Below are 19,104 nucleotides of genomic sequence, written 5' to 3' on the forward strand. Positions count from 1 at the left end.
GTGCGCGCACTCCAGCGGGAGCAAGCTCCCTTGCCACGTCTGCCGTGCAGGAGGCCGCTTGAGCCGTTCTAGAGTTCGGGTGTCCAGGTCACGCCAAACATCCAGGTCCGGCCTTCTTCGCGGTAGCCGTATTGGCTTCCTGAATAGCTGTAGAGCGAGCGGCTGTAGGTCTTGTCCAGCAGGTTGTCGAGTTTCAGGTCGAGCTTGATCTCGCGGCTCAGGGCCCAACTGCTGCGCAGGCCGAGCAGGCCGTAGCCTGGGATCGGATCCTTGTTCGCCATGTCGTTGTAACTGCCGCTGACGGCTTGCCAGCTGGCGCCGAGCCCCAGGCGGTCGAATTGTCGATCCAGGTCCAGGCTCAAGGTGCGCCGGGCGCGGCGGTTCAGGGTGTGGCCGCTGTCACGGTCCCGAGGATCGATCACCGCCAGCCCGAGGTTGCCCCGCCAGCCGAACAGCTCCTGCTTGAAGGCGGCCTCGAACCCGTTGATCCGCGCGGCGCCGATATTCTGCGGGCGATATTGGCTGTCAGGGGTGATCGCGTCCCGGATATCGGTGCGGTACAGCGAGGCTTCCAGGCTGCTGCTGTCGCTCAGTTGGCTGCGCCATTGCAGCTCATAAGTTTTCGAATGTTCGGGCTTGAGCTCGGGGTTGTCGTAGCCCGGGTAGTAGAGGTCGCTGAAGTTCGGCGCGCGAAAGCCTTCGCTGTAGGACAGCAGCAGCTCGTTGTCCGGGTTCAGCGGCAGGGTAAAAGTGGCGCTCCAGGTGTTCTGGCTGCCGTACTGCTGATTCTGGTCCCGGCGCAGGCCCAGCTCCGTCGAGAAGCCCTCGCCCTGGAAACGGTGCTGGATAAAGGCCGCGCGGTTCCAGCGGCTGTCCTCGGCGAAGGCGGTGCTGGTGTTGAGATGATCCTCGTACCAGTCCGCGCCTAGGATCAGGCTGTTCTGCTGGTCCAGGCTCAGGTCGTTCTGCCAGTTGAGCGAGTTGCGGTAGGTGTTGAACGTGCTGCGTTCGTCACTCAGCTTGTCGCCTTTGAAATCACGGTTTTCGACATGCCCAAACTCGACTCGCGAGTGCCAGTTTTCAGTGACGTCGCTGTCGAGGTAGCTGCCGATGCTGCTCAGGTTGAAGTCGGTGTAGGGCTGCTGTTGCGGGCCGAAGGGGTTGTCGTACTCGCTTTTGCCGCGGCTATCCAGGAGGTTCAGGCCCACTTCAGTCTCATCGCTCAAGGCGTGGCTGAGGGTCAGGCTCAGGGATTTGTTGCGGTAGGCATCGTGGTCGGCGTCGGCCGGAAACGAGGGGCCGGTCGAGTCGATGCCGGCGGTCTCATCCAGGCTGGCACCGAGACTGAAGCGCGTCTGCTGGTCGCCGCCGGACAGGCCCAGGCTGCGCTCCCAGCTTTGATTGCTGCCAAACCCCAGGCGCAGGCGCGGTTGCAGTCCCGCCTCGGTGCCGCGCCGGGTAAAAATCTGGATCACCCCGCCAATCGCGTCGCTGCCATAGATCACCGAGCGTGAGCCGCGCAGCACTTCCACCCGTTCGATCTGCTCGACGTTGAGAAATTGCAGGTTGCTGTCGCCGGAGCTGGAGCTGCTGATGCGCTGGCCGTCGACCAGCACCAGGCTCTGCGCGGAATTGGTGCCGCGAATCAGGATATTGGGCAGGCTGGTCCGACCGCCGCCGGGCGCCACCTGGACCCCAGGCACCCGTTGCAGCAAGTCGGTCAGGCTGGTGGGTTGCAGGCGTTCGATGTCGTCGCGGGTAAACACTGTATTGGCGGCGCTGCTGTCGTTGCGCGCCTGGACCTGACGGTTGGCGCTGATCAGCATGTCCGGCAGTTTCAGGGCCTGGTCACGATCGGGGGTGGCGGCCAGCATGTCGGCGCCGGGCAGTAGCAGCAGGGGCAGGGCGAGGGGCGAGAATTTCATGGCGTTGCGCCGATGGCTCCTTGAACAGAGGGTGGAGCAATCTGCTCTTGTGGCGAGGGAGCAAGCTCCCCGCCACGAGAGCGGAGCACTCATCAGTGCCGAGTCACAGCCCCATCAACTGCAGGCGCTGGCGCACCGAGGCTTCGATGCCGGCTTGGTCCAGGCCACATTCGGCAAGCATCTGCGCCGGTTTGGCGTGTTCGACATAGGCGTCGGGCAGGCCCAAGTGCAGCATCGACTTGAGGATGTTTTCCCGGGCCAGGAATTCGCTGACCGCACCACCGGCGCCGCCCATGATGGCGTTCTCCTCGATGGTCACCAGCAGCTCGTGGCTGCCGGCGATCTCGCGGACCAGGGCTTCATCCAGGGGTTTGACGAAACGCATGTCGACCACGGTGGCGTCCAGGGTTTCGGCAACTTGCAAGGCTTCGGCCAATTGCACGCCGAACACCAGCAAGGCCACCTTGCTGCCCTGGCGGCGAATCACGCCCTTGCCGATCTCGATCGGTTCCAGGTCTTTGTCGATCGGTGTGTTCGGGCCGTTGCCTCGTGGGTAGCGCACGGCTGCCGGGCCGTTGTACAGGTGGCCGGTGCTGAGCATCTTGCGCAGCTCGTTTTCGTCACTCGGGGTCATCACCAGCATGCCGGGGATGCAGCGCAGGAACGACAGGTCGAAGCTGCCGGCGTGGGTCGGGCCGTCTTCGCCTACCAGGCCGGCACGGTCGATGGCGAACAGTACATCGAGATTCTGCACCGCCACGTCGTGGATCAACTGGTCATAGCCGCGCTGGAGGAAGGTCGAATAAATCGCCACCACCGGCTTGGCGCCTTCGCAGGCCATGCCCGCTGCCAGGGTCACCGCGTGTTGCTCGGCAATCGCCACGTCGAAGTAGCGCAGCGGGAAACGCTCGCTGAAAGCCACCAGGTCGGAGCCTTCCTTCATCGCCGGGGTAATGCCCACCAGGCGCGGGTCGGCGGCCGCCATGTCGCACAGCCACTCGCCGAATACGCCGGAGTATTTTGGGCCGCTGGATTTCTTCGGCGTAGCGGCCGGGGCATCCAGGGGTTCGAGCTTGGTGATGGCGTGGTAGCCGATCGGATCGACTTCCGCCGGGGCGAAGCCCTTGCCCTTCTTGGTCACCACGTGCAGGAACTGCGGACCCTTGAGGTCGCGCATGTTGCGCAGGGTGGCAATCAGGGTCGGCAGGTCATGGCCGTCGATGGGGCCGATGTAGTTCCAGCCCAGTTCTTCGAACAGGGTCCCGGGAACCAGCATGCCCTTGGCATATTCTTCGGTGCGGCGGGCGATTTCCCAGGCCCCGGGCAGGCGCGACAGGACCTTCTTGCTGCCCTCGCGCATGCTGGCGTAGGTGCGGCTGGAGAGGATCTTGGCCAGGTAATTGGACAGGCCGCCGACATTGCGCGAGATCGACATGTCGTTGTCGTTGAGGATCACCAGCATGTTGGCGTCGACTTCCGGCGCGTGGTTCAGCGCCTCGAAAGCCATGCCGGCGGTCAGGGCACCGTCGCCGATTACTGCGATGGCCTTACGCTCGCTGTTCTGCAGGCGGGCGGCGATGGCCATGCCCAGCGCGGCGCTGATCGAGGTGCTGGAGTGACCGACGCCAAAGGTGTCGTACTCGCTCTCGGAGCGCCGCGGGAAGGCGGCCAGGCCGTCTTTCTGGCGCAGGCTGGCCATGCGCTCGCGACGACCGGTCAGGATCTTGTGTGGATAAGCCTGGTGACCCACGTCCCACACCAGCCGGTCGTCCGGGGTGTCGAACACGTAATGCAGCGCGATGGTCAGTTCGATCACGCCCAGGCCGGCGCCGAAGTGCCCACCGGTCTGGCCGACCGTGTAGAGCAATTCCAGGCGCAACTCATCGGCCAGGGTTTCCAGCTCGGCTTCGCCTAACCGACGAAGGCCCGCCGGCGTGTCGGCACGGTCGAGCAAAGGCGTGGTCGGGCGTTTGCGGGGAATCTCATGAAACGTCGTGGGCATCAGGCGAATCGTTATAGGTATAGAAGAGGCGGCAGTTTACCTGATGCATCGCATGCTGCCCACGCAGAGCGCGGAACTTGGCTGATATGCACTCGGAACTGTCTGAGGTCGATCAGCTGCGCCGTTCGACGATATACCGGGCCAACTCCCGCAGGGGCTCGGCTGCCGCGTCAAAGGGTCGCAGCGCGTGCAGCGCCTGGTCGCGCAGTTCCAGGGCGTACTCCTTGGCCGCCTCCAGGCCCAGCAGCGACGGGTAAGTCGGCTTGTCGCGGGCAATATCGGCGCCCTGGCGTTTGCCCAGGGTGGCGGTATCGCTTTCGACGTCGAGGATGTCGTCCTGCACCTGGAACGCCAGGCCGATGGCCTGGGCGTAGTTCTGCAGGGACTTGAGTTCGTCTTTCTCAGCCTTGCCACTGGCCAGGGCGCCGAGCTTGACGCTGGCCTCGATCAGCGCGCCGGTCTTGTGCCGGTGCATGTATTCCAGAGCTTTCTGGTCCAGCTTGAGGCCGACCGAACCGAGGTCGATCGCCTGACCGCCGACCATGCCCGCCGGGCCTGCCGCCAGGGCCAGGGCGCTGACCATCTGCAAGCGGATCTCGGCGCTCGAATCGCTCAGGCGCGGGTCGAGCAGGGCGCTGAAGGCCAGGCTCTGCAAGCCGTCGCCAGCAAGAATCGCGCAGGCTTCGTCGAAGGCCTTGTGCGTGGTGGGCTGGCCGCGACGCAGGTCGTCGTCGTCCATTGCCGGCAAATCGTCGTGCACCAGGGAATAGGCGTGAATCAGTTCCACCGCGCAGGCCGCGCCGTTGGCTTGCCCAGGCTGGCCGCCCAGGGCTTCACAGGCCGCGTAGGCCAGCAGCGGGCGTACGCGTTTGCCGCCATTCATCACGCTGTAGCGCATGGCTTCGTAGAGCCGCGACAACTCCGGGCTCGGCGCGACGAACAGGGTTTGCAGGGCTTCATTGACCCGGGCCTGACTGCTGGCCTGATAGGCGGCAATCATTCGGGTTGTTCCGCATCGAAAGGTTGTTCCGCCAGTTCGCCATCGCGCTCCAGCAGGATCTGGACTTTTTGTTCGGCCTGGGCCAGGGCGGCCTGGCAGTCACGGGTCAGGCCGATGCCTTGTTCAAAGGCGGTCAACGAGTCTTCCAGCGACAGCTCGCCGTTCTCCAGCCGCTCGACCAGCGTTTGCAGGTCAGCGAGGGATTGTTCGAAATCTAGGGCAGCTTTTTTGCGGGCCATGGCGGCTATCTCGGTTGACGTTAAACCGGCGCGACACTAGCAGACAGAGGGGTTTCGGGCAAATCGACAGGCCCCGCAGCGACAGGTTCCAGGCCGCCGCCGGGCGGTGTAGTGCCGGCTCGGTTGTTGGGAGCCGGCTGAAGGGGGCGGGGGTCAGAAGTCGTATTTGAGGCTGGTCATGACATTGCGCGGTGCACCGTACACGCTCCAGTTGTCGGCGTAGGTGTAATAGGTGCGGTCGAACAGGTTGTTGACGTTAAGCGAAGCACTCAGGTGCTGGTCGATCTGGTAGCGGGCCATGAGGTTGGTCAGGGCGTAGCTGCCTTGCTGGAACTGATGCAGGTCCTGGCCGATCTTGCTCTGCCAATTGACGCCGCCGCCCACCGTCAGCTTGTCCCAGGCCCCCGGCAGGCGATAGGAGGTAAAGGTCTTGAGGCTGTGGCGCGGAATGTTGGTGACGATGCGTTCGTCGTTCTGGTCGGTGCTGATGCTGTAGGCGTAGCCGGCCGAGGCTTGCCAGCCTTCGCCCAGTTCCCCGTTGAGCTCCATTTCCAGGCCCTTGGTGGTGGTGCCCTGTTCGGCGGTATAGGTATCGAATACCCCGGTAAACACCGCGAGGTTGTCCTGATCCAGCTTGAACAGGGCCAGGCTGGCGTTGAGCTTGTCGTCGTAGAAACTGCCCTTGACCCCGACTTCGTAACCCGTGCCTTGCTGCGGCTCCAGGGGCTTGCCGCTGCTGTCTTTCACGCCGTAGGCCTGGGGATTGAAGATCTTGGTGTAGCTGCCATACAGCGACCAGGTGTCGTTCAGGTCGTAGACCAGGCCGGCATACGGCAGAAAGATGCCGTTGCGGGTTTCCTGATTGCGCGTGCTGCTGCCGTCATTGCCGTTGTTTTCGCTGCTGCGTTTCCAGTCAGTCACCCGGCCGCCGAGGATCAGTGCAGTCTGGTCGGTGACGTGCAGGCGGGTGGTCATGTAGGCCGCGTACTGGTTTTCTTCGATCACCGACTTGCCCATCTGCGTGGTGTCCGGGCGGTTACCTTTGCCGTTCCAGCCGTAGATGCTGCCGATGTTGCCGTCGTAGCCGGTCCATGGACCGATCCAGCCGCCGTACTCCGGAACACTTTCCCGGTAGCGCGAGAGGGTGACCCCGGTGATCAGCTCATGTTCGCGGCCGAACAGGCTGAACGGCCCGCTGACATAGGCATCGAGGTTGTTTTCCCGGGGCGTCCCCGCCCAGCGATTGGGGAACATGTAGGCGCCAGTGCCGGTCGCCTGGTCGATCTCGCCATTCATGTAGTTGATCAGTTCGTCGAACCTGTACTCGCTGTGTCCCAGCTCGATCTTGGCACTCCAGCCGTTGTCGAACCGGTGTTCCAGCGAGGTGAAGAAGTTGCTGCGCGCCTGGTCGTAGTAGGACCAGTCCGGCGAACTGCTGGCCGAACGCTTGAAGTCGGTCTTCACGCCGTTGCTGAAATACGACTGCAAGCCGGTGCGCAGCGGCGAATCGGCGTTGCTCTTGAGGTAGCTGAAGCCCACCGACAGCAGCGTGGCCTCGCTCAGGTCGAACTCGGTGATGCCGTAGAACAACTGGTTCTGCTGCTTGTAGCGATCAACCCAGGAGTTCTGGGTCTTGTAGTCGAGCACCAGCCGACCGCGCACATTGCCGCTGTCGGTTAGCGGGCCCGATACATCCATGCCGGTGCCATAACGGTCCCAGCTTCCGGCTTCGACGGTGACGCTGGCCTGCGCCTCGGCGGTCGGGCGCTTGCGAATCATGTTGATGGTGGCCGACGGCGTGCCCGAGCCGCTGATCAGCCCCGTGGCGCCGCGTACCACTTCCACCCGGTCGTACATGGCCATGCCCTGGGAGAAGTTGGCCAGGCGCGGCGACGTGGGGATGCCGTCGATCTCGAAGTTGTTGATCTGAAACCCGCGGGACCAGTACGTGTCGTTTTCCGCGCCGACCCCGACCCGGGACACGGCAATCCCCGGCGTGGCCTCCATGACCTCGGTGAGGTTGTTCAGGCGCTGGTCATCCAGGCGCTGACGGGTGATGACGGTCAGCGATTGCGGGGTTTCTTTCTGCGTCAGGTTCAGCCGGGTCGAGCTGCTGGAGGAATAGGTGGTGTAGAGCCCGGTGCCTTCGGTGGTCGAGCCCGGGGCCTTGCCGGAAATGCTGGTGGCCCCCAGTTCCAGGGCGCCTGCGGCAGCCGGCCGGGCTTGCAGCTGATAGCGCTGGCCACCGGTAGGCACCGCTTCCAGGCCGCTGCTGGCGAGCAGGATCTGCAGCGCCTGGTCCACCGGGTAGTGGCCCTTCAGGGCCGGCCCGGTCTTGCCGGCACTCAGGCTGGCATCGCCGGCCAGGTAGATCCCGGCCTGGGATGCCAGCAGGTTCAATTGCGGTGTCAGTGGACCGGCGGGGATATCGAACGCCTGGCCCTGCGTGCGCTCGGCGCTCTGCTCGGGGGCGGCGAAGGACAGCGTGGCGGTTGCGCCCAGGGCCAGGGAAATGGCCAGCGTCAGTGGCCGCGCGCTGACGCGCAGGGAATAAGGGGTGCGTGGTGACATGTTGTGTTCCTTGCTGATAGGGGCGCAAAGCCGTTGTCACCAGCTAAATCGAATGAGACGGCAAAACCGGAAGCTGCAAATGCGAATAATTCAAAAAAAGTTTCAACGCGGCTCCAGCGTCACCCACCACGGCAGCGTGCGCTGGATGCGGATCGGCAGCGTGCCTTCGAGCATGGCCAGGACCTGCTCGGTGTCATGCAAGGGGTAGGCCCCCATCACCCGCAGGCCGGCAATGCGCGGGTCGACGCCCAGGTGGCCGCTGCGGTAGACCGCGAGTTCCTCGATGAACTGCCCGAGGCTGATGTCGTTGGCCAGTAGCAGGCCCTGGCTCCAGGCCTGGCGCTCCTGCTGCACGGGGCTGTCGGGCGCGATGTCACGGCTGTCGAAGGTCAGGCCCAGGCCGCTGTCGACGATCCGCTCGGCGCCGCTGGCCTGGCACTGCACCTGGACGGCGCCCTGGTAGACGTTGAGGCGGGTGCGTTGCGCTTCCTGGCGCACGCTGAAGCGCGTGCCCAGTGGTCGCAGGCTGCCCTGGGCCGTTTCCACCCGCAGTGGGCGCGGGTCGCTGGCGGTGCTGATGAGGATTTCGCCGCGGTACAGGCGCAGGCGGCGCTGGTTGCGGCTGAAGTCCACATCCACTGCCGTGGCGCTGTTGAGCCACAGGCGCGTGCCGTCGGCCAGCAGTTGTTCGCGCACTTCGCCGCCGGCGGTACGGTAATCGGCTTGCCAGGCCATGAGCTGGGTGCCCAGGTCGGCCTGGCGCCAGCCGATCCAGCCGAGCAGGCTGGCACCGCCGAAGATCGTCAGGTTACGCAGCATCTGCCGCCGTGACTGCTGGCCGCGGCGCAGGCTATCCAGGGTGCGCCCGGCCCTGTCGGCGTCCTGTTGCAGCGGGTTGAAGCGCTGGCTGACCCGCTCGACAAACACCCAGGCCTGGCGATGGCTTTCCTGTTGCCCGTGCCAATGGCGCCAGGCTTCCTGCAGCGCCGGGTCCTCGGGCTGGCTGGCCAGGCGCGCAAACCAGTCGGCGGCCTGTTGCAAGGTGGCGTGGTCAGGTCGGTTGTCCATCCCTCAGTCCAGCGCCCCGTTGAGTTCCACTTCCAGCAACAGGCACTGGAACATGGCCTGGGACATGTAACTGGTGACCGTGCGTTCGCTGACCCCCAGCCGGGCGGCAATCGCCCGATACCCCAGGCCGTGCAATTGCGCCAGCAGGAAGGCCTCGGCGACCTTGGCCGGCAAGCGTTCGAGCATGGCCTGCACCTGATGCAGGGCTTCAAGCACCATGGCCCGGTGCTCTTCTGAGGGCGCGCAGGCTTCCGGGCGGCTGGCCAGCACCTCCATCCAGGCGCGTTCGACTTTCTGCCGCCGCCAGTAATCCACGCACACGTGCCGCGACATGGCGCTCAGGTAGGCCCGGGCGTGGCTGTCGCTGGAGAACTCCCTGGGTTTGCTCAGCAAGCGCAGAAATACGTCGTGGGCCAACTCGGCGGCATCGCTGCTGTTGCCGAGCTTTTTATTCAGCCAGGCGCGAATCCAGCCGTGGTGCTCCTGATAAAGCCAGCCGACATCGAGCTGAGAAGGGGGCAGGGGCATGGGGCGCGCTCCGTCGGCAGGTGCTGGGCAGGCAAAAGAAGGGAATGGGAATTGTTCTCAATGCTACGCGTTAGCGGTATGGCATGACAACCCATGCGCAAGCGGGCAAATGGCCGAATAAGCGTGAGGTATTGCGACTGCCGGCGGAATCGGTGATGTCACCTTGAAATCATTGCTCCCGCTCATTGACGATTACCTCGCAAAAACCCTTTTCCCCAATTGTGTAACAGCCTGTGAGTCGATAATCTGCGGGCCTTTCCGGCGCCCTTTTTAAAGGGCCCTCTCTGACGATTCTTTGCTGCGCCGCGGATCTGGCGCCAGGGTTTTCCCATGCATGGCAGGAAGCACAACATGCGCCGGTTCTGGTCACTGCTGAGCGTCCTGCTCTGGGCGTCATGCGCGTGGTCCGATCCCTCCGCCGAACTCCAGGAACCGCTTGCCGGCTGGCGTTATTCCGGCTTGCTCGACCGCAGCGAAAACCCTCAGGTTGCTTACCCCACGCCCCCCATCGATCGCGGCATCCAGCGCAATCGGACGATGATCGAGGGCCAGATCAAGGCCATGGGGCACCTGCGGCAACCCCACAGCCTGTCGGTCAACGGCAACCCACTGAACCTGTACACCGACGAGCAGGGCCGTTTCGGCCGGCCCTATGCCTTTGGCGCGGGCTCCAACAGCGTCGAGGTGCGCAGCTCCGAGGGCAAATCCCTCAAGCGCGTGCAGTTCTACGAGGCCAACACCAGCAAGACGCCGGCGCGGATCCGCGTGGTGCTGGGGTGGGACGACCCCAAGGCCGAGCTGGACATGCACATCGTCACCCCCGACGGCCAGCATGCGTTCTTCGGCCACCCGGGCCTGACCAATGGCGGCGGCCTCGACCCGGATGGCGTCGACGGCCCCGGCCCGGAAATGTTCACCATGACCGCGCCGCTGCGTGGCACTTATCTGATTTACGTCAACTACTGGGGCAACTTCGGCAGTGGCGGCTATAACTTCGACGCGGGCAGCAATCAGAACGAAGTGATCACCTCGCAGATCAACCTGGTGCTCAACGAAAACACCGTCAACGAGAAACGCGAAACCTTTATCGTGCCCATGCGCGCGATTGGCGACCTGTTGCTGGTCAAGACTTTCAACTACTGAACATCCCGCTCCACGGATGAATTGGGCTTTGCGAATCATGAGCGAAAACACTGCTTCCCCGGCTGCTGGCGTGCCAGGCACGCAACAACCCTCCAGCAAACGGCGCTGGCCGGCCCTGGCGCTTGGCCTGTGCCTGGTGGCCGCCGCAGCCGGTGGCATGGGCTGGTTTTTCCATAAATCCAAAGCCCCGGTGGCGGAACTGGCCGGGGAAAAACTCGGCCTCAGCCGACCCGATGGCCTGCTCGAAACCCACTCCCTGAGCCAACTGCCCAAGGACTTGCTGGCGGTGCCGTTCCTGCGCGAAACCCTGACCGAGGATTTCGTCTTCTATTACGAGTCCCATGCCGACCGGCTCGGCCTGATCGGCAGCCTGCGGCGGATCGTCTACGAACATGACTTGAAGCTGCAGGACAGCCTGATCGAGGAACTCTTCGACCAGCCGGCGGATGTGGCCCTGTGGCGCACCCCCGATGGCCGGCTCAAGGACTTCCTGCTGGTGATGGACCGTGGTGGCCTGGCCAAACTGCTGGAACCCCTGGCCAAGGTGGCGCTGGATGACACTCAACTGAGCAAGATCGGCGACCTGAAAGTGGCCGGCGACGACGTGGCGCTCTATCAACTGACGTTCAATGCCGGCAGGTCCCTGGTGTTCGCCTCCCATGGCGACAAGCTGGTGGTGCTGTCCAACCCCAGCAAACTCTACGACCCGGGCAGCGGCCCGAGCGACGAGCCGGGGCATGTTTCGACCACATCCCTGGAGGCCCTGCTCAAGGGTGACAAGCTGTTCCCCGAAGCCTTCGGCCTGCAAGCGCGCACGCCCGAGATCAAGCAGCGGCTGACGGTCAATGCCAGCGTGCTGGCCATGGGGTACCAGCGGTTCATTCCGAACTTCGCCGGCCTGCGCTTTGATATGGACGAGCAGGGCTGGCACAGCTTCCTGGCCATGGAAGAGCAGGAAAACCAGCCGGACTTCGACTTCAAGCCGATCTGGCAAGCCATGCCCATGGGCGCCAGTGCCTGCGTGGCCTTGCCGCTCGCGGCCGAGCAGCAGCAACCATTGCTGGTGAAGCTGGGCGCCGAGGCCTCGGTGGCCAAGGCCCTGACCGAGCACATGGCCGGTGCGGCCGGGTTGTGCTGGTATGCCGATTCGCGGTTGTACACGCCGCTGCTGGTGGCCAGTCTCAAGGACCAGGACAGTGCCAAGCTTGACGCTGAACTGGGTACGTTGTTCGGCTCGATGGTCGGCGCCAACGAACCCAACGTGCCGGAGCGGATTTTCCCGGTGACCGAGCAGCAGAAGGGCGACAGCCACCAGTGGCAGCGCCAGGTCAGTTCCAACTTCGGGCAGTACTCGGCCCGGGACGCCAAGGACCCCCAGGCCATTTCCGGCAGGGCCTTCCTCCAGGTCAGCCTGGCGCGGCACGGTTCGACCCTGCTGTTCTCCCTTGACGACAAGCTGGTGGACAAGGCCCTGGGCACCCTCGACAAACGCTTCCCGCCCCTGGCTGACATTGTGCCCAAGGACGCGCTGGTGCCGGTCTACCTCGGCCCGGATTCCCTGGCGCAACTGATGCAGCAGGAAACCTTCGACAGCCTGCCGCAAGACATGGAACCGGTGTTCAACAACGCCGCGCAAACCTACCTGGTGCCCAAGCTGCGCAAGCTCGGCAGCTACGGCAAGTACGCCCTGACCCTGCCCGAAGGCAGCGAGCCGGATGGCCATTGGCAATGGCTGCCCCTGCAATGGCGTGCGCTGTGATCGCGTTGCGCAGGAGCCTGGGCGGTTGCTGGCTGGCGCTATGGCTGCTGGGCAATGCGGCCCAGGCGGCCTCGGCACCGGCGCCGGCCCTGGACGCCCAGCAGTCCCAGGTGTTTCGCGCCTGGTTCGTGCGCATTGCCCAGGAACAGCTGACCCAGGGCCCGAGCCCCCGCTGGTATCAGCAGGACTGTGCCGGGCTGGTGCGTTTTGCCGCAAACGAAGCGCTCAAGGTGCATGACGGCAAATGGTTGCGCAGCAATGGCATCTCCAACCGCTACCTGCCGCCCGAGCTGGAATTGAGCGCGGCGCAACGCAGCCTGGCCCAGCAATGGCAGCAGGGCGGCGGCAAGGTCGGCCCTTACGTCAATGCGATCAAGCTGATCCAGTTCAACAGCCATTTGGTTGGCCGCGACCTGGCCCAGGCGCGTCCCGGCGACCTGATGTTTTTCGATCAGGGCGACGACCAGCACCTGATGATCTGGATGGGCCGCAACATCGCCTATCACACCGGCACCACCACCCCCACCGACAACGGCATGCGCTCGGCTAGCGTGCAGCAACTGATGACATGGAAGGACACCCGATGGATACCCGACTCAGCCAACCCCAACTTCATCGGCGTCTATCGACTGAACTTCCTCACCCAATGAGCGAATCGCGTATGCCCCGTTTCCTGTTTCGCCTGAGCCTGTTGCTGGCCCTTTGCGTGCCGGTGTCCCTGGCCAATGCTGAAGACACGGTGTTGTCCAGCAACTACGCGCCGGTGTCCGGCGAGAGCTTCTTCCTGCTGGCCGACAGCAGCTTTGCCAGCGACGAGCAGGCCATGGTGCGCCTCGAAGCACCGGGCCGCGATTACCGGCGCTACCGCATGGAGCCGTACGGCGGCGCGGACATCCGGGTGTACCGGATCAACCAGCCGCTGGACTTTCTCAAGCGCCAGAAAAACCTGCACCGGGTGGTCAGTGATGGCCAGTTCAAGGGCGAAGGCCTGTCCAACACCACCGCCTACCTGTGGGACAACTGGTACCGCAAGTCACGCCGGGTGATGCAGCGTGCGTTCTCCTACGAGTCGCGCAAGCAGGTGATCGACGAAGTGCCGGAACTGCGCATGGGCAACTCGATGCTGGTGCCGACCAAATTTGATGCGCCGCCGCAATTCGCCTTGATCAAGGGCCTGCCGCTGGTGACTCAGTTCCGCTACCCGCTGTGGGAAGCCAAGCCGATCCAGCCACCGGCCGGGGTCAACCTGGCGGGTTCCTCCAGCGAGTTCGTCAGCGTCGCGCCGGGTAACGTCTATATCCCGTTGGGCAACCTCAAGCCGGGCCTGTACCTGGTGGAAGCGCTGGTGGGCAAGTATCGGGCGACGACCATGGTCTTTGTTTCCAACACCGTGGCCGTGAGTAAGATCGCCGGCGACGAGCTGCTGGTCTGGGCCGCGCGCAAGCATGAAGGCAGCTCGGTGCCCAAGGTCAATGTGCTGTGGACCGACGGCCTGGGCGTGATGAGCAGCGGTGCCACCGATGCCGATGGCCTGCTGCGCCTGAAGCACGTCAGCCCGGAACGCTCCTACGTGATTGGCGAGGACGAAGAGGGCGGGGTGTTTGTCTCGGAAAACTTCTACTACGACAGCGAAATCTACGACACCAAGCTCTATGCCTTTACCGATCGGCCGCTGTACCGGCCGGGGGATTGGGTATCGGTGAAAATCGTCGGCCGTGAATTCAAGAACGCCCGTGATTCGGTGCAGCCCGGTGCCTCGCCGGTCAATGTCACGGTGCTCGATGCCATGGGCACCGCCCTGCAGTCCCTGAGTTTGAACCTGGACTCCAAGGCCGGCACCCAAGGCCGCTTCCAGCTGCCGGACAATGCCGTGGCCGGCGGTTATGAACTGCGTTTCAGCTACAAGGATCAGGTCTACAGCAGCGCCTTCCGCGTGGCCGAATACATCAAGCCGCACTTTGAAATCTCCCTGGCCCTGGCCAAGCAGGACTTCAAGACCAACGAGCCGATCAAGGGCAGCCTGGTGCTGCTGTACCCGGACGGCAAACCGGTGGCCAATGCCAAGGTGGAACTGGGCCTGCGCTCCCAGCAGCTGTCGATGGTGGACAACGAATTGCAGTACATGGGCCAGTTCCCGATCGAGCTGACCAGCACCGAACTGACCACTGACGCCAAAGGCACCGCGACCCTCGACCTGCCGGCCGCCACCAAGCCGAGCCGCTACATGCTCACGGTGTTTGCCAGCGATGGTGCGGCGTACCGGGTCAAGACCACCAAGGAAATCCTCATCGAGCGTGGCGCGGCCAGCTTCAGCCTGAGTGCGCCCCAGCGTTTCAGCGCGGTGGGCGAGAAGGTGCAGTTCAGCTACGCCAGCGAAAGCAGCACCGAACAAGGCAAGAACCTCAAGCCCAACCGCTATAGCTGGGTGCGCCTGGAAGACCAGAGCACCGGCGAAGGCAAGCTGGCCGCGGCGGACAAGGGCTTTGCCCTGAGCTTCGAGCGTCCGGGCACCTACAACCTGACCCTGAAAGACGAGCACGATCGCGTCCTGGGCGGTACCGGCCATGCGGTCACTGGCGACGGCGTCAAATCGGTGCCGGGCACCGTGGAAATCGTCCTCGACAAGCCGGAGTACAAGGCCGGCGATGAAGCGCTGGCGCTGATCACTTTCCCCGAGCCGGTCAACGACGCACTGCTGTCGCTGGAGCGGGACAAGGTCGAGTCCACCGCGCTGCTGTCCAAGGGCGGCGACTGGCTCAAGGTGGAAAAACTCAGCCCAACCCAGTACCGCGCGCGGGTCCCGGTCAAAGGCAACTTTGCGCCGAACCTGACCTTTTCCGTGCTCTACACCAAGGGTGGCGAATACAGCTTCCAGAACGCCGGGATCAAGGTCATCACGCCGCAGATCGACGTGGCGGTGGCGACGGACAAAGACAGCTACCAGCCCGGCGAAACCGTAACCGTGGACCTCAGCACCCAGTTCGCCGGCAAGCCGATCCCGGCGCACCTGACGGTGAGCGTGGTCGACGAAATGGTCTACGCGCTGCAACCGGAAGTGGCCCCGACCATCGACCAGTTCTTCTACCACCCGCGCCGCAACAACGTGCGCACCAGCGCCAGCCTGTCGTTTATCAGTTATGACGTGGCGTTGCCGGGCACCCCGGCGGCACCGGGCAAGGCCAACCGCAGCGAGCGTGGGGTCAAGGTCCTGGAGCGGCCGCGGCGCGAAGATGTCGACACCGCCGCCTGGCAGCCGGAGCTGCTGACCGATGCCAGCGGCAAGGTCCGTTTCACCTTCCGCATGCCGGATTCCCTGACCCGCTGGCGCATCACCGCGCGCGCCATTGCCGATGACGGCCAGGTCGGGCAGAAAAAGCAGTTCGTGCGTTCCGACAAGGCGCTGTACTTGAAGTGGAGCGGGCCGACCCGTTTCCGCAGCGGTGATCATCCGGAGCTTGGGGTCTTTGCCTTCAGCCAGGCCGAGCAACCGGTCAAGGCCGAACTGGTGATCCATTACGCCGGGGAAACCCAGCGCCTGCCCCTGACCCTGAACAAGGGCATCAACTACGTGGCCCTGCCGGCCATCGCCGTGGGTAATGGCGATTGGACCGCTGAGCTGGTGCAGGGCGGCAAAGCCGTGGACACACTGGCGGTGCGCCTGAGCAGCGACGCTGCCGGCTGGCAAGTGGCGCAGACCCAGAGCCTGGACGTGACCAACGGCGATACGCCGCTGAACCTGCCGGCTGACGCCAGCAACCTGCGCCTGCACCTGGACGACAGCCCGCAAGCCTTGTTCCGCTCGGTGCTGGACGACCTGCTGGGTTACCCCTACGGCGGTGTCGAGCAGACCGCCAGCCAACTGCTGCCCCTGAGCGTGGCGTACCCGGCGTTGTCCGCCAACCCGCAGGTCCGCGATCGCTTGCGCCTGATGCTGCAAAACAGCCGCTTGCGCCTGGTGCAGATGGCCGGTCCCGAAGCCACCTTCACCTGGTGGGGTGGCGACGCCGATGCCGACGCCTTCCTCACCGCCTACGCCTATTACGCCGACTGGCACGCAAGCAAGGTGCTGCAACTGAACCTGCCGCCGGAGCATTGGCAGCGGGTGCTGGAGGTCTACTCCAAAGAGGCCGGCAACACCCCGCTGCTGCAACGGGCGCTGATCCTGTCGTTCGCCCGGCAGATGCAGTTGCCGGTCAACACCCTGGTCAGCGGCCTGATGGATGACCTGGCCAAGGCCGGTGCCGGTTATGCCGACGAAGAGCGCGACGGCGACGACAGCCTGGTGATGAACGATCCGGACTCGGCCCTTGGCCTGGCCAGCGCCCGGGTGCTGGCCGCCGGTCTGGCCCGTGATCTCAAGGTCACCCCGCCGCCGGCTTTCGCCGCGCAGCTTGAAGATGCGCGGCAACGCCTGGAAGTCAGCTCGGCGCCGTTCACCGAAGCCTTGAACCTGTCGCTGCAACCCTTCGATGCCGCTCGCGCCCAGGCCTTGCTGCAACGCCTGCGCTTGCCGCAATCGACCCTGGAGCGCGCCCTGGCCCTGACCTGGCTGCAACGCAGCGTCGAGCAGGCCGCCCCGGCAGTGGCGCTGAAACCTGGACCGGGCTGGCAACAGCAGCAGGGCGCCAGCGGTGAAACCTTCTGGCAGTGGCAAGGCCCGCAAGTGCCTGGCGTGCTGTCGCTGACCGGGGCCGAGGAGCGTCCGCTGCGGGCCTCCCTGAGCTACCTGAGCAAGCAGCCGGCTGCCGCCGCGCTGCCGGTGACCATTAGCCGCCGCCTGCTGCGTCTGGTGCCGGGTGAGGAGAGCTTCACCTTCAAGCTGGAAGCGGTGGGCAACAAACCGATTGCCAGTGATGGCCTGTACCTGGACGAGGTGATCATCGCCAACCAGGGTGGCAAGCCGCTGCCTTACGGCATGCTCGAAGTGCCGTTGCCACCGGGCGCCGATGTCGAGCGCACCACCTGGGGCATCAAGCTGGCGGGGCTGGCCGGTGCCGAGGCGTCGTCCCTGGAGAAGGCCCGTTTCGAACCGGGGCAGATGGCCTATGCCGTGCCGCTGGAAGTGCTGGGCGAAAAAAGCGAAGTGCGCCTGCGGCACCTGATCCGCTTCTCGCAAAAGGGCCAGTTCAATCTGCCGGCGGCGCGTTACTTCCAGGTTTATGCGCCCGAGCATCAGGCGGCGGAGCAGAAGCCGGCGCTGGGTCAGGTCACGGTCAAATAACATGACACGGCGTTTGGCCTGGCTGTGGTTGTGCTTGATCCCGGTGCTGGCAACAGCCCAGGACGAGCCGCTGCGCCTGGCCTGGAAAACCGCCCAGGGCGATGAGCTGCTGCACCTGAGTCAGGCTCAGGTGCTGGCGCGCGAGCCTTTGCCGGCCAGCCAGCAGGCACCGTTGGGCAGCCTGTGGAAGCTGTTCGTCTACGCCTGGCTGGCGGACACCGGTGCCCAGGAGCCGGCTTATGCCTGCCAGGGCCAGTCCAAGGAAGAAGTCTATTGCTGCACCGCCGGCGGCAGCATTGGCCGCGACCAGGCGCTGGTGCGTTCCTGCGGTTTGTATTTCGAGCCCCAGCGTTTGCAGGTGCAGGCCGATACCTGGCGCAGCTACTGGCAGGCGCGCCAGGCGCCGCCGTGGTTGCTGGACCTGAACCAGTTGCAGCCGCAGACCCGGGTGCCGGTGGCCGAACTGTTGCAGATGCTGGCCGTGCTGCCGGCCCAGGACCAGGCGCGTCGGGTACTGCTCGATGTGGTGCTGCACGCGGGTGACGGCCTGGTGGTCGGTGCCCTCGGCGGGCGCTTGCGGGTCAAGACCTGGAGTTGGCTCGGCGAGCAGGACGTGCAATCGCGCCAGGGTGGTTTTGCCGGTTGGCTGGCGGATGGCACGCCGCTTTGGGGCGGGGGCCGAGGTACCAGCCAGCGGGTGCTGAAGGACTATGCCGAGGCCCTGGCCACCGTGCTGCCGGTCAACGAGCCGCTGGATAAAGGTCGCTGCGTGGCGGTCAATCTGTTTTCCCGCTACCCGATACAACGGCTCAGCCAGAACGGCCAGGCAATCAAGACCGGAGCCTTGCAGGGCGATTACCGGGTCGAGTTCGTCAACGGCAATCAATTGGACATCCACAGCGGCGGCGAATTGTTCTTGCAGCAGGACGCCGGCCAACCGCGCCTGGTGGCCCGCCTGGACCGTGAGGAATACGTCGCGCGGGTGTTGCAGCGCGAAGCCAGCGCGCAACCGGTCGAGGCGGCCAAGGCCCTGGCGGTGGCGATCCGCACCTACCTGCTGCAAAACGCCGGACGCAGCGGCGAGTGCCTGAGCATCGACGACAGCAGCGACCGCCAGCGTGTGGCGCCGCGTCCGGCCACTCGCGAGGCGCGGGCCGTTGCGGCCTGGACCAGCGACCTGATCCTGGCCGGGACCCAGGTTACCTACCATTCGGATCAGACCGGCGAAGACAAACTGTCCTGGCAACAGGCGGTGCAGCAGGCCCGGTCCGGCCAGCGCTACGACGCCATCCTGCTGCATGCCTACCCCAGGGCCAGCTTGAGCCGCTGGGACAACCCGGTGGCCTCCTGCGAACCCTTGCCGGCGGCCCAGGACTGGCTGCAAAACCAGCGCCGCCGTTGGCGCCAGCCCCTGGATCGGGAGATTGGCTACAACGAAGTCAACCATTTTGCGGTGTGCCGCCTGGCCTTTGGCCGGCCGTATGTCGATCGCGAGCGCCAGCGCATTTACGTGCGCGGCGTGCTGTCGCTCCAGGACCGCCTGGACCTGACCCATGAATACCTGCACCTGGCCTTTGAAGCTCATCCCAATGGCCAGGATGAAACCTACATCGAAGGGCTTGCCCGCCACCTTTTACTGGAATAGGCC

The 19,104-nt window shown here is 64.7% G+C and carries 12 protein-coding genes; 5 read left to right on the top strand and 7 right to left on the bottom strand.

Features of this window, described 5'->3' with window-relative positions; translation table 11 throughout:
* Positions 1–68 precede the first annotated feature (68 nt).
* From MF4836_RS19335 to MF4836_RS19365, 7 genes are all read right to left on the bottom strand, one after another.
* Positions 69–1,925 (bottom strand): TonB-dependent receptor plug domain-containing protein, encoded by a 1,857-nt coding sequence (locus MF4836_RS19335; protein ID WP_078471606.1) that lies wholly within the window; start codon positions 1,923–1,925, stop codon positions 69–71.
* 103 nt (positions 1,926–2,028) lie between these two features.
* Entirely contained in the window at positions 2,029–3,927 is a 1,899-nt protein-coding gene (gene dxs / locus MF4836_RS19340; protein WP_078471607.1) for a 1-deoxy-D-xylulose-5-phosphate synthase, read from the bottom strand.
* 112 nt (positions 3,928–4,039) lie between these two features.
* The gene (gene ispA, locus MF4836_RS19345; RefSeq protein ID WP_020295225.1) at positions 4,040–4,927 is read right to left on the bottom strand and encodes a (2E,6E)-farnesyl diphosphate synthase; all 888 of its coding nucleotides are present in this window, start codon (positions 4,925–4,927) and stop codon (positions 4,040–4,042) included.
* On the bottom strand, positions 4,924–5,166 hold the full coding sequence (locus MF4836_RS19350) for an exodeoxyribonuclease VII small subunit (protein ID WP_011063724.1): 243 nt from the start codon (positions 5,164–5,166) through the stop codon (positions 4,924–4,926). Before MF4836_RS19350 ends, ispA begins: the two co-directional genes overlap by 4 nt.
* A 153-nt stretch (positions 5,167–5,319) precedes the next feature.
* Positions 5,320–7,737, bottom strand: coding sequence for a TonB-dependent siderophore receptor (locus MF4836_RS19355; protein ID WP_078471608.1), 2,418 nt, complete (start codon positions 7,735–7,737; stop codon positions 5,320–5,322).
* Between the two features lie 102 nt (positions 7,738–7,839).
* A complete protein-coding gene (locus tag MF4836_RS19360; RefSeq protein WP_178102968.1) occupies positions 7,840–8,805 on the bottom strand; it encodes a FecR domain-containing protein in 966 nt (321 codons plus the stop codon).
* Positions 8,806–8,808: 3 nt separating this feature from the next.
* Positions 8,809–9,333, bottom strand: a complete 525-nt coding sequence (locus tag MF4836_RS19365; RefSeq protein WP_078471609.1) for a sigma-70 family RNA polymerase sigma factor — start codon at positions 9,331–9,333, stop codon at positions 8,809–8,811.
* A 351-nt stretch (positions 9,334–9,684) separates the two neighbouring features.
* Here MF4836_RS19365 and MF4836_RS19370 point away from each other — a divergent pair, with 351 nt between their 5' ends.
* Genes MF4836_RS19370 through MF4836_RS19390 form a run of 5 tightly spaced genes read left to right on the top strand, consistent with a single transcriptional unit; the run spans position 9,685 to position 19,101 of the window.
* Positions 9,685–10,476, top strand: coding sequence for a YfaP family protein (locus tag MF4836_RS19370; protein WP_078471610.1), 792 nt, complete (start codon positions 9,685–9,687; stop codon positions 10,474–10,476).
* Between the two features lie 37 nt (positions 10,477–10,513).
* Entirely contained in the window at positions 10,514–12,235 is a 1,722-nt protein-coding gene (locus MF4836_RS19375; RefSeq protein ID WP_078471611.1) for a DUF2138 domain-containing protein, read from the top strand.
* On the top strand, positions 12,220–12,885 hold the full coding sequence (locus MF4836_RS19380; RefSeq protein ID WP_078471612.1) for a DUF1175 domain-containing protein: 666 nt from the start codon (positions 12,220–12,222) through the stop codon (positions 12,883–12,885). Before MF4836_RS19375 ends, MF4836_RS19380 begins: the two co-directional genes overlap by 16 nt.
* Positions 12,882–17,456, top strand: a complete 4,575-nt coding sequence (locus tag MF4836_RS19385) for an alpha-2-macroglobulin family protein (protein ID WP_078471613.1) — start codon at positions 12,882–12,884, stop codon at positions 17,454–17,456. The genes MF4836_RS19380 and MF4836_RS19385 overlap by 4 nt, the downstream gene beginning before the upstream one ends.
* Position 17,457: 1 nt before the next feature.
* Positions 17,458–19,101: a DUF2300 domain-containing protein gene (locus MF4836_RS19390; RefSeq protein ID WP_078471614.1), complete on the top strand. Its 1,644-nt coding sequence runs from the start codon at positions 17,458–17,460 to the stop codon at positions 19,099–19,101.
* Positions 19,102–19,104: the final 3 nt, after the last annotated feature.

The organism is Pseudomonas sp. MF4836 (assembly GCF_002018875.1).
In the GTDB taxonomy this organism is placed as follows: domain Bacteria; phylum Pseudomonadota; class Gammaproteobacteria; order Pseudomonadales; family Pseudomonadaceae; genus Aquipseudomonas.

Bases quoted from the DNA above. Each gene is read 5' to 3' on its own strand.
- MF4836_RS19335 (WP_078471606.1), bottom strand. From the start codon at position 1,925: ATGAAATTCTCGCCCCTCGCCCTGCCCCTGCTGCTACTGCCCGGCGCC.
- dxs (WP_078471607.1), bottom strand. From the start codon at position 3,927: ATGCCCACGACGTTTCATGAGATTCCCCGCAAACGCCCGACCACGCCT.
- ispA (WP_020295225.1), bottom strand. From the start codon at position 4,927: ATGATTGCCGCCTATCAGGCCAGCAGTCAGGCCCGGGTCAATGAAGCC.
- MF4836_RS19350 (WP_011063724.1), bottom strand. From the start codon at position 5,166: ATGGCCCGCAAAAAAGCTGCCCTAGATTTCGAACAATCCCTCGCTGAC.
- MF4836_RS19355 (WP_078471608.1), bottom strand. From the start codon at position 7,737: ATGTCACCACGCACCCCTTATTCCCTGCGCGTCAGCGCGCGGCCACTG.
- MF4836_RS19360 (WP_178102968.1), bottom strand. From the start codon at position 8,805: ATGGACAACCGACCTGACCACGCCACCTTGCAACAGGCCGCCGACTGG.
- MF4836_RS19365 (WP_078471609.1), bottom strand. From the start codon at position 9,333: ATGCCCCTGCCCCCTTCTCAGCTCGATGTCGGCTGGCTTTATCAGGAG.
- MF4836_RS19370 (WP_078471610.1), top strand. From the start codon at position 9,685: ATGCGCCGGTTCTGGTCACTGCTGAGCGTCCTGCTCTGGGCGTCATGC.
- MF4836_RS19375 (WP_078471611.1), top strand. From the start codon at position 10,514: ATGAGCGAAAACACTGCTTCCCCGGCTGCTGGCGTGCCAGGCACGCAA.
- MF4836_RS19380 (WP_078471612.1), top strand. From the start codon at position 12,220: ATGGCGTGCGCTGTGATCGCGTTGCGCAGGAGCCTGGGCGGTTGCTGG.
- MF4836_RS19385 (WP_078471613.1), top strand. From the start codon at position 12,882: ATGAGCGAATCGCGTATGCCCCGTTTCCTGTTTCGCCTGAGCCTGTTG.
- MF4836_RS19390 (WP_078471614.1), top strand. From the start codon at position 17,458: ATGACACGGCGTTTGGCCTGGCTGTGGTTGTGCTTGATCCCGGTGCTG.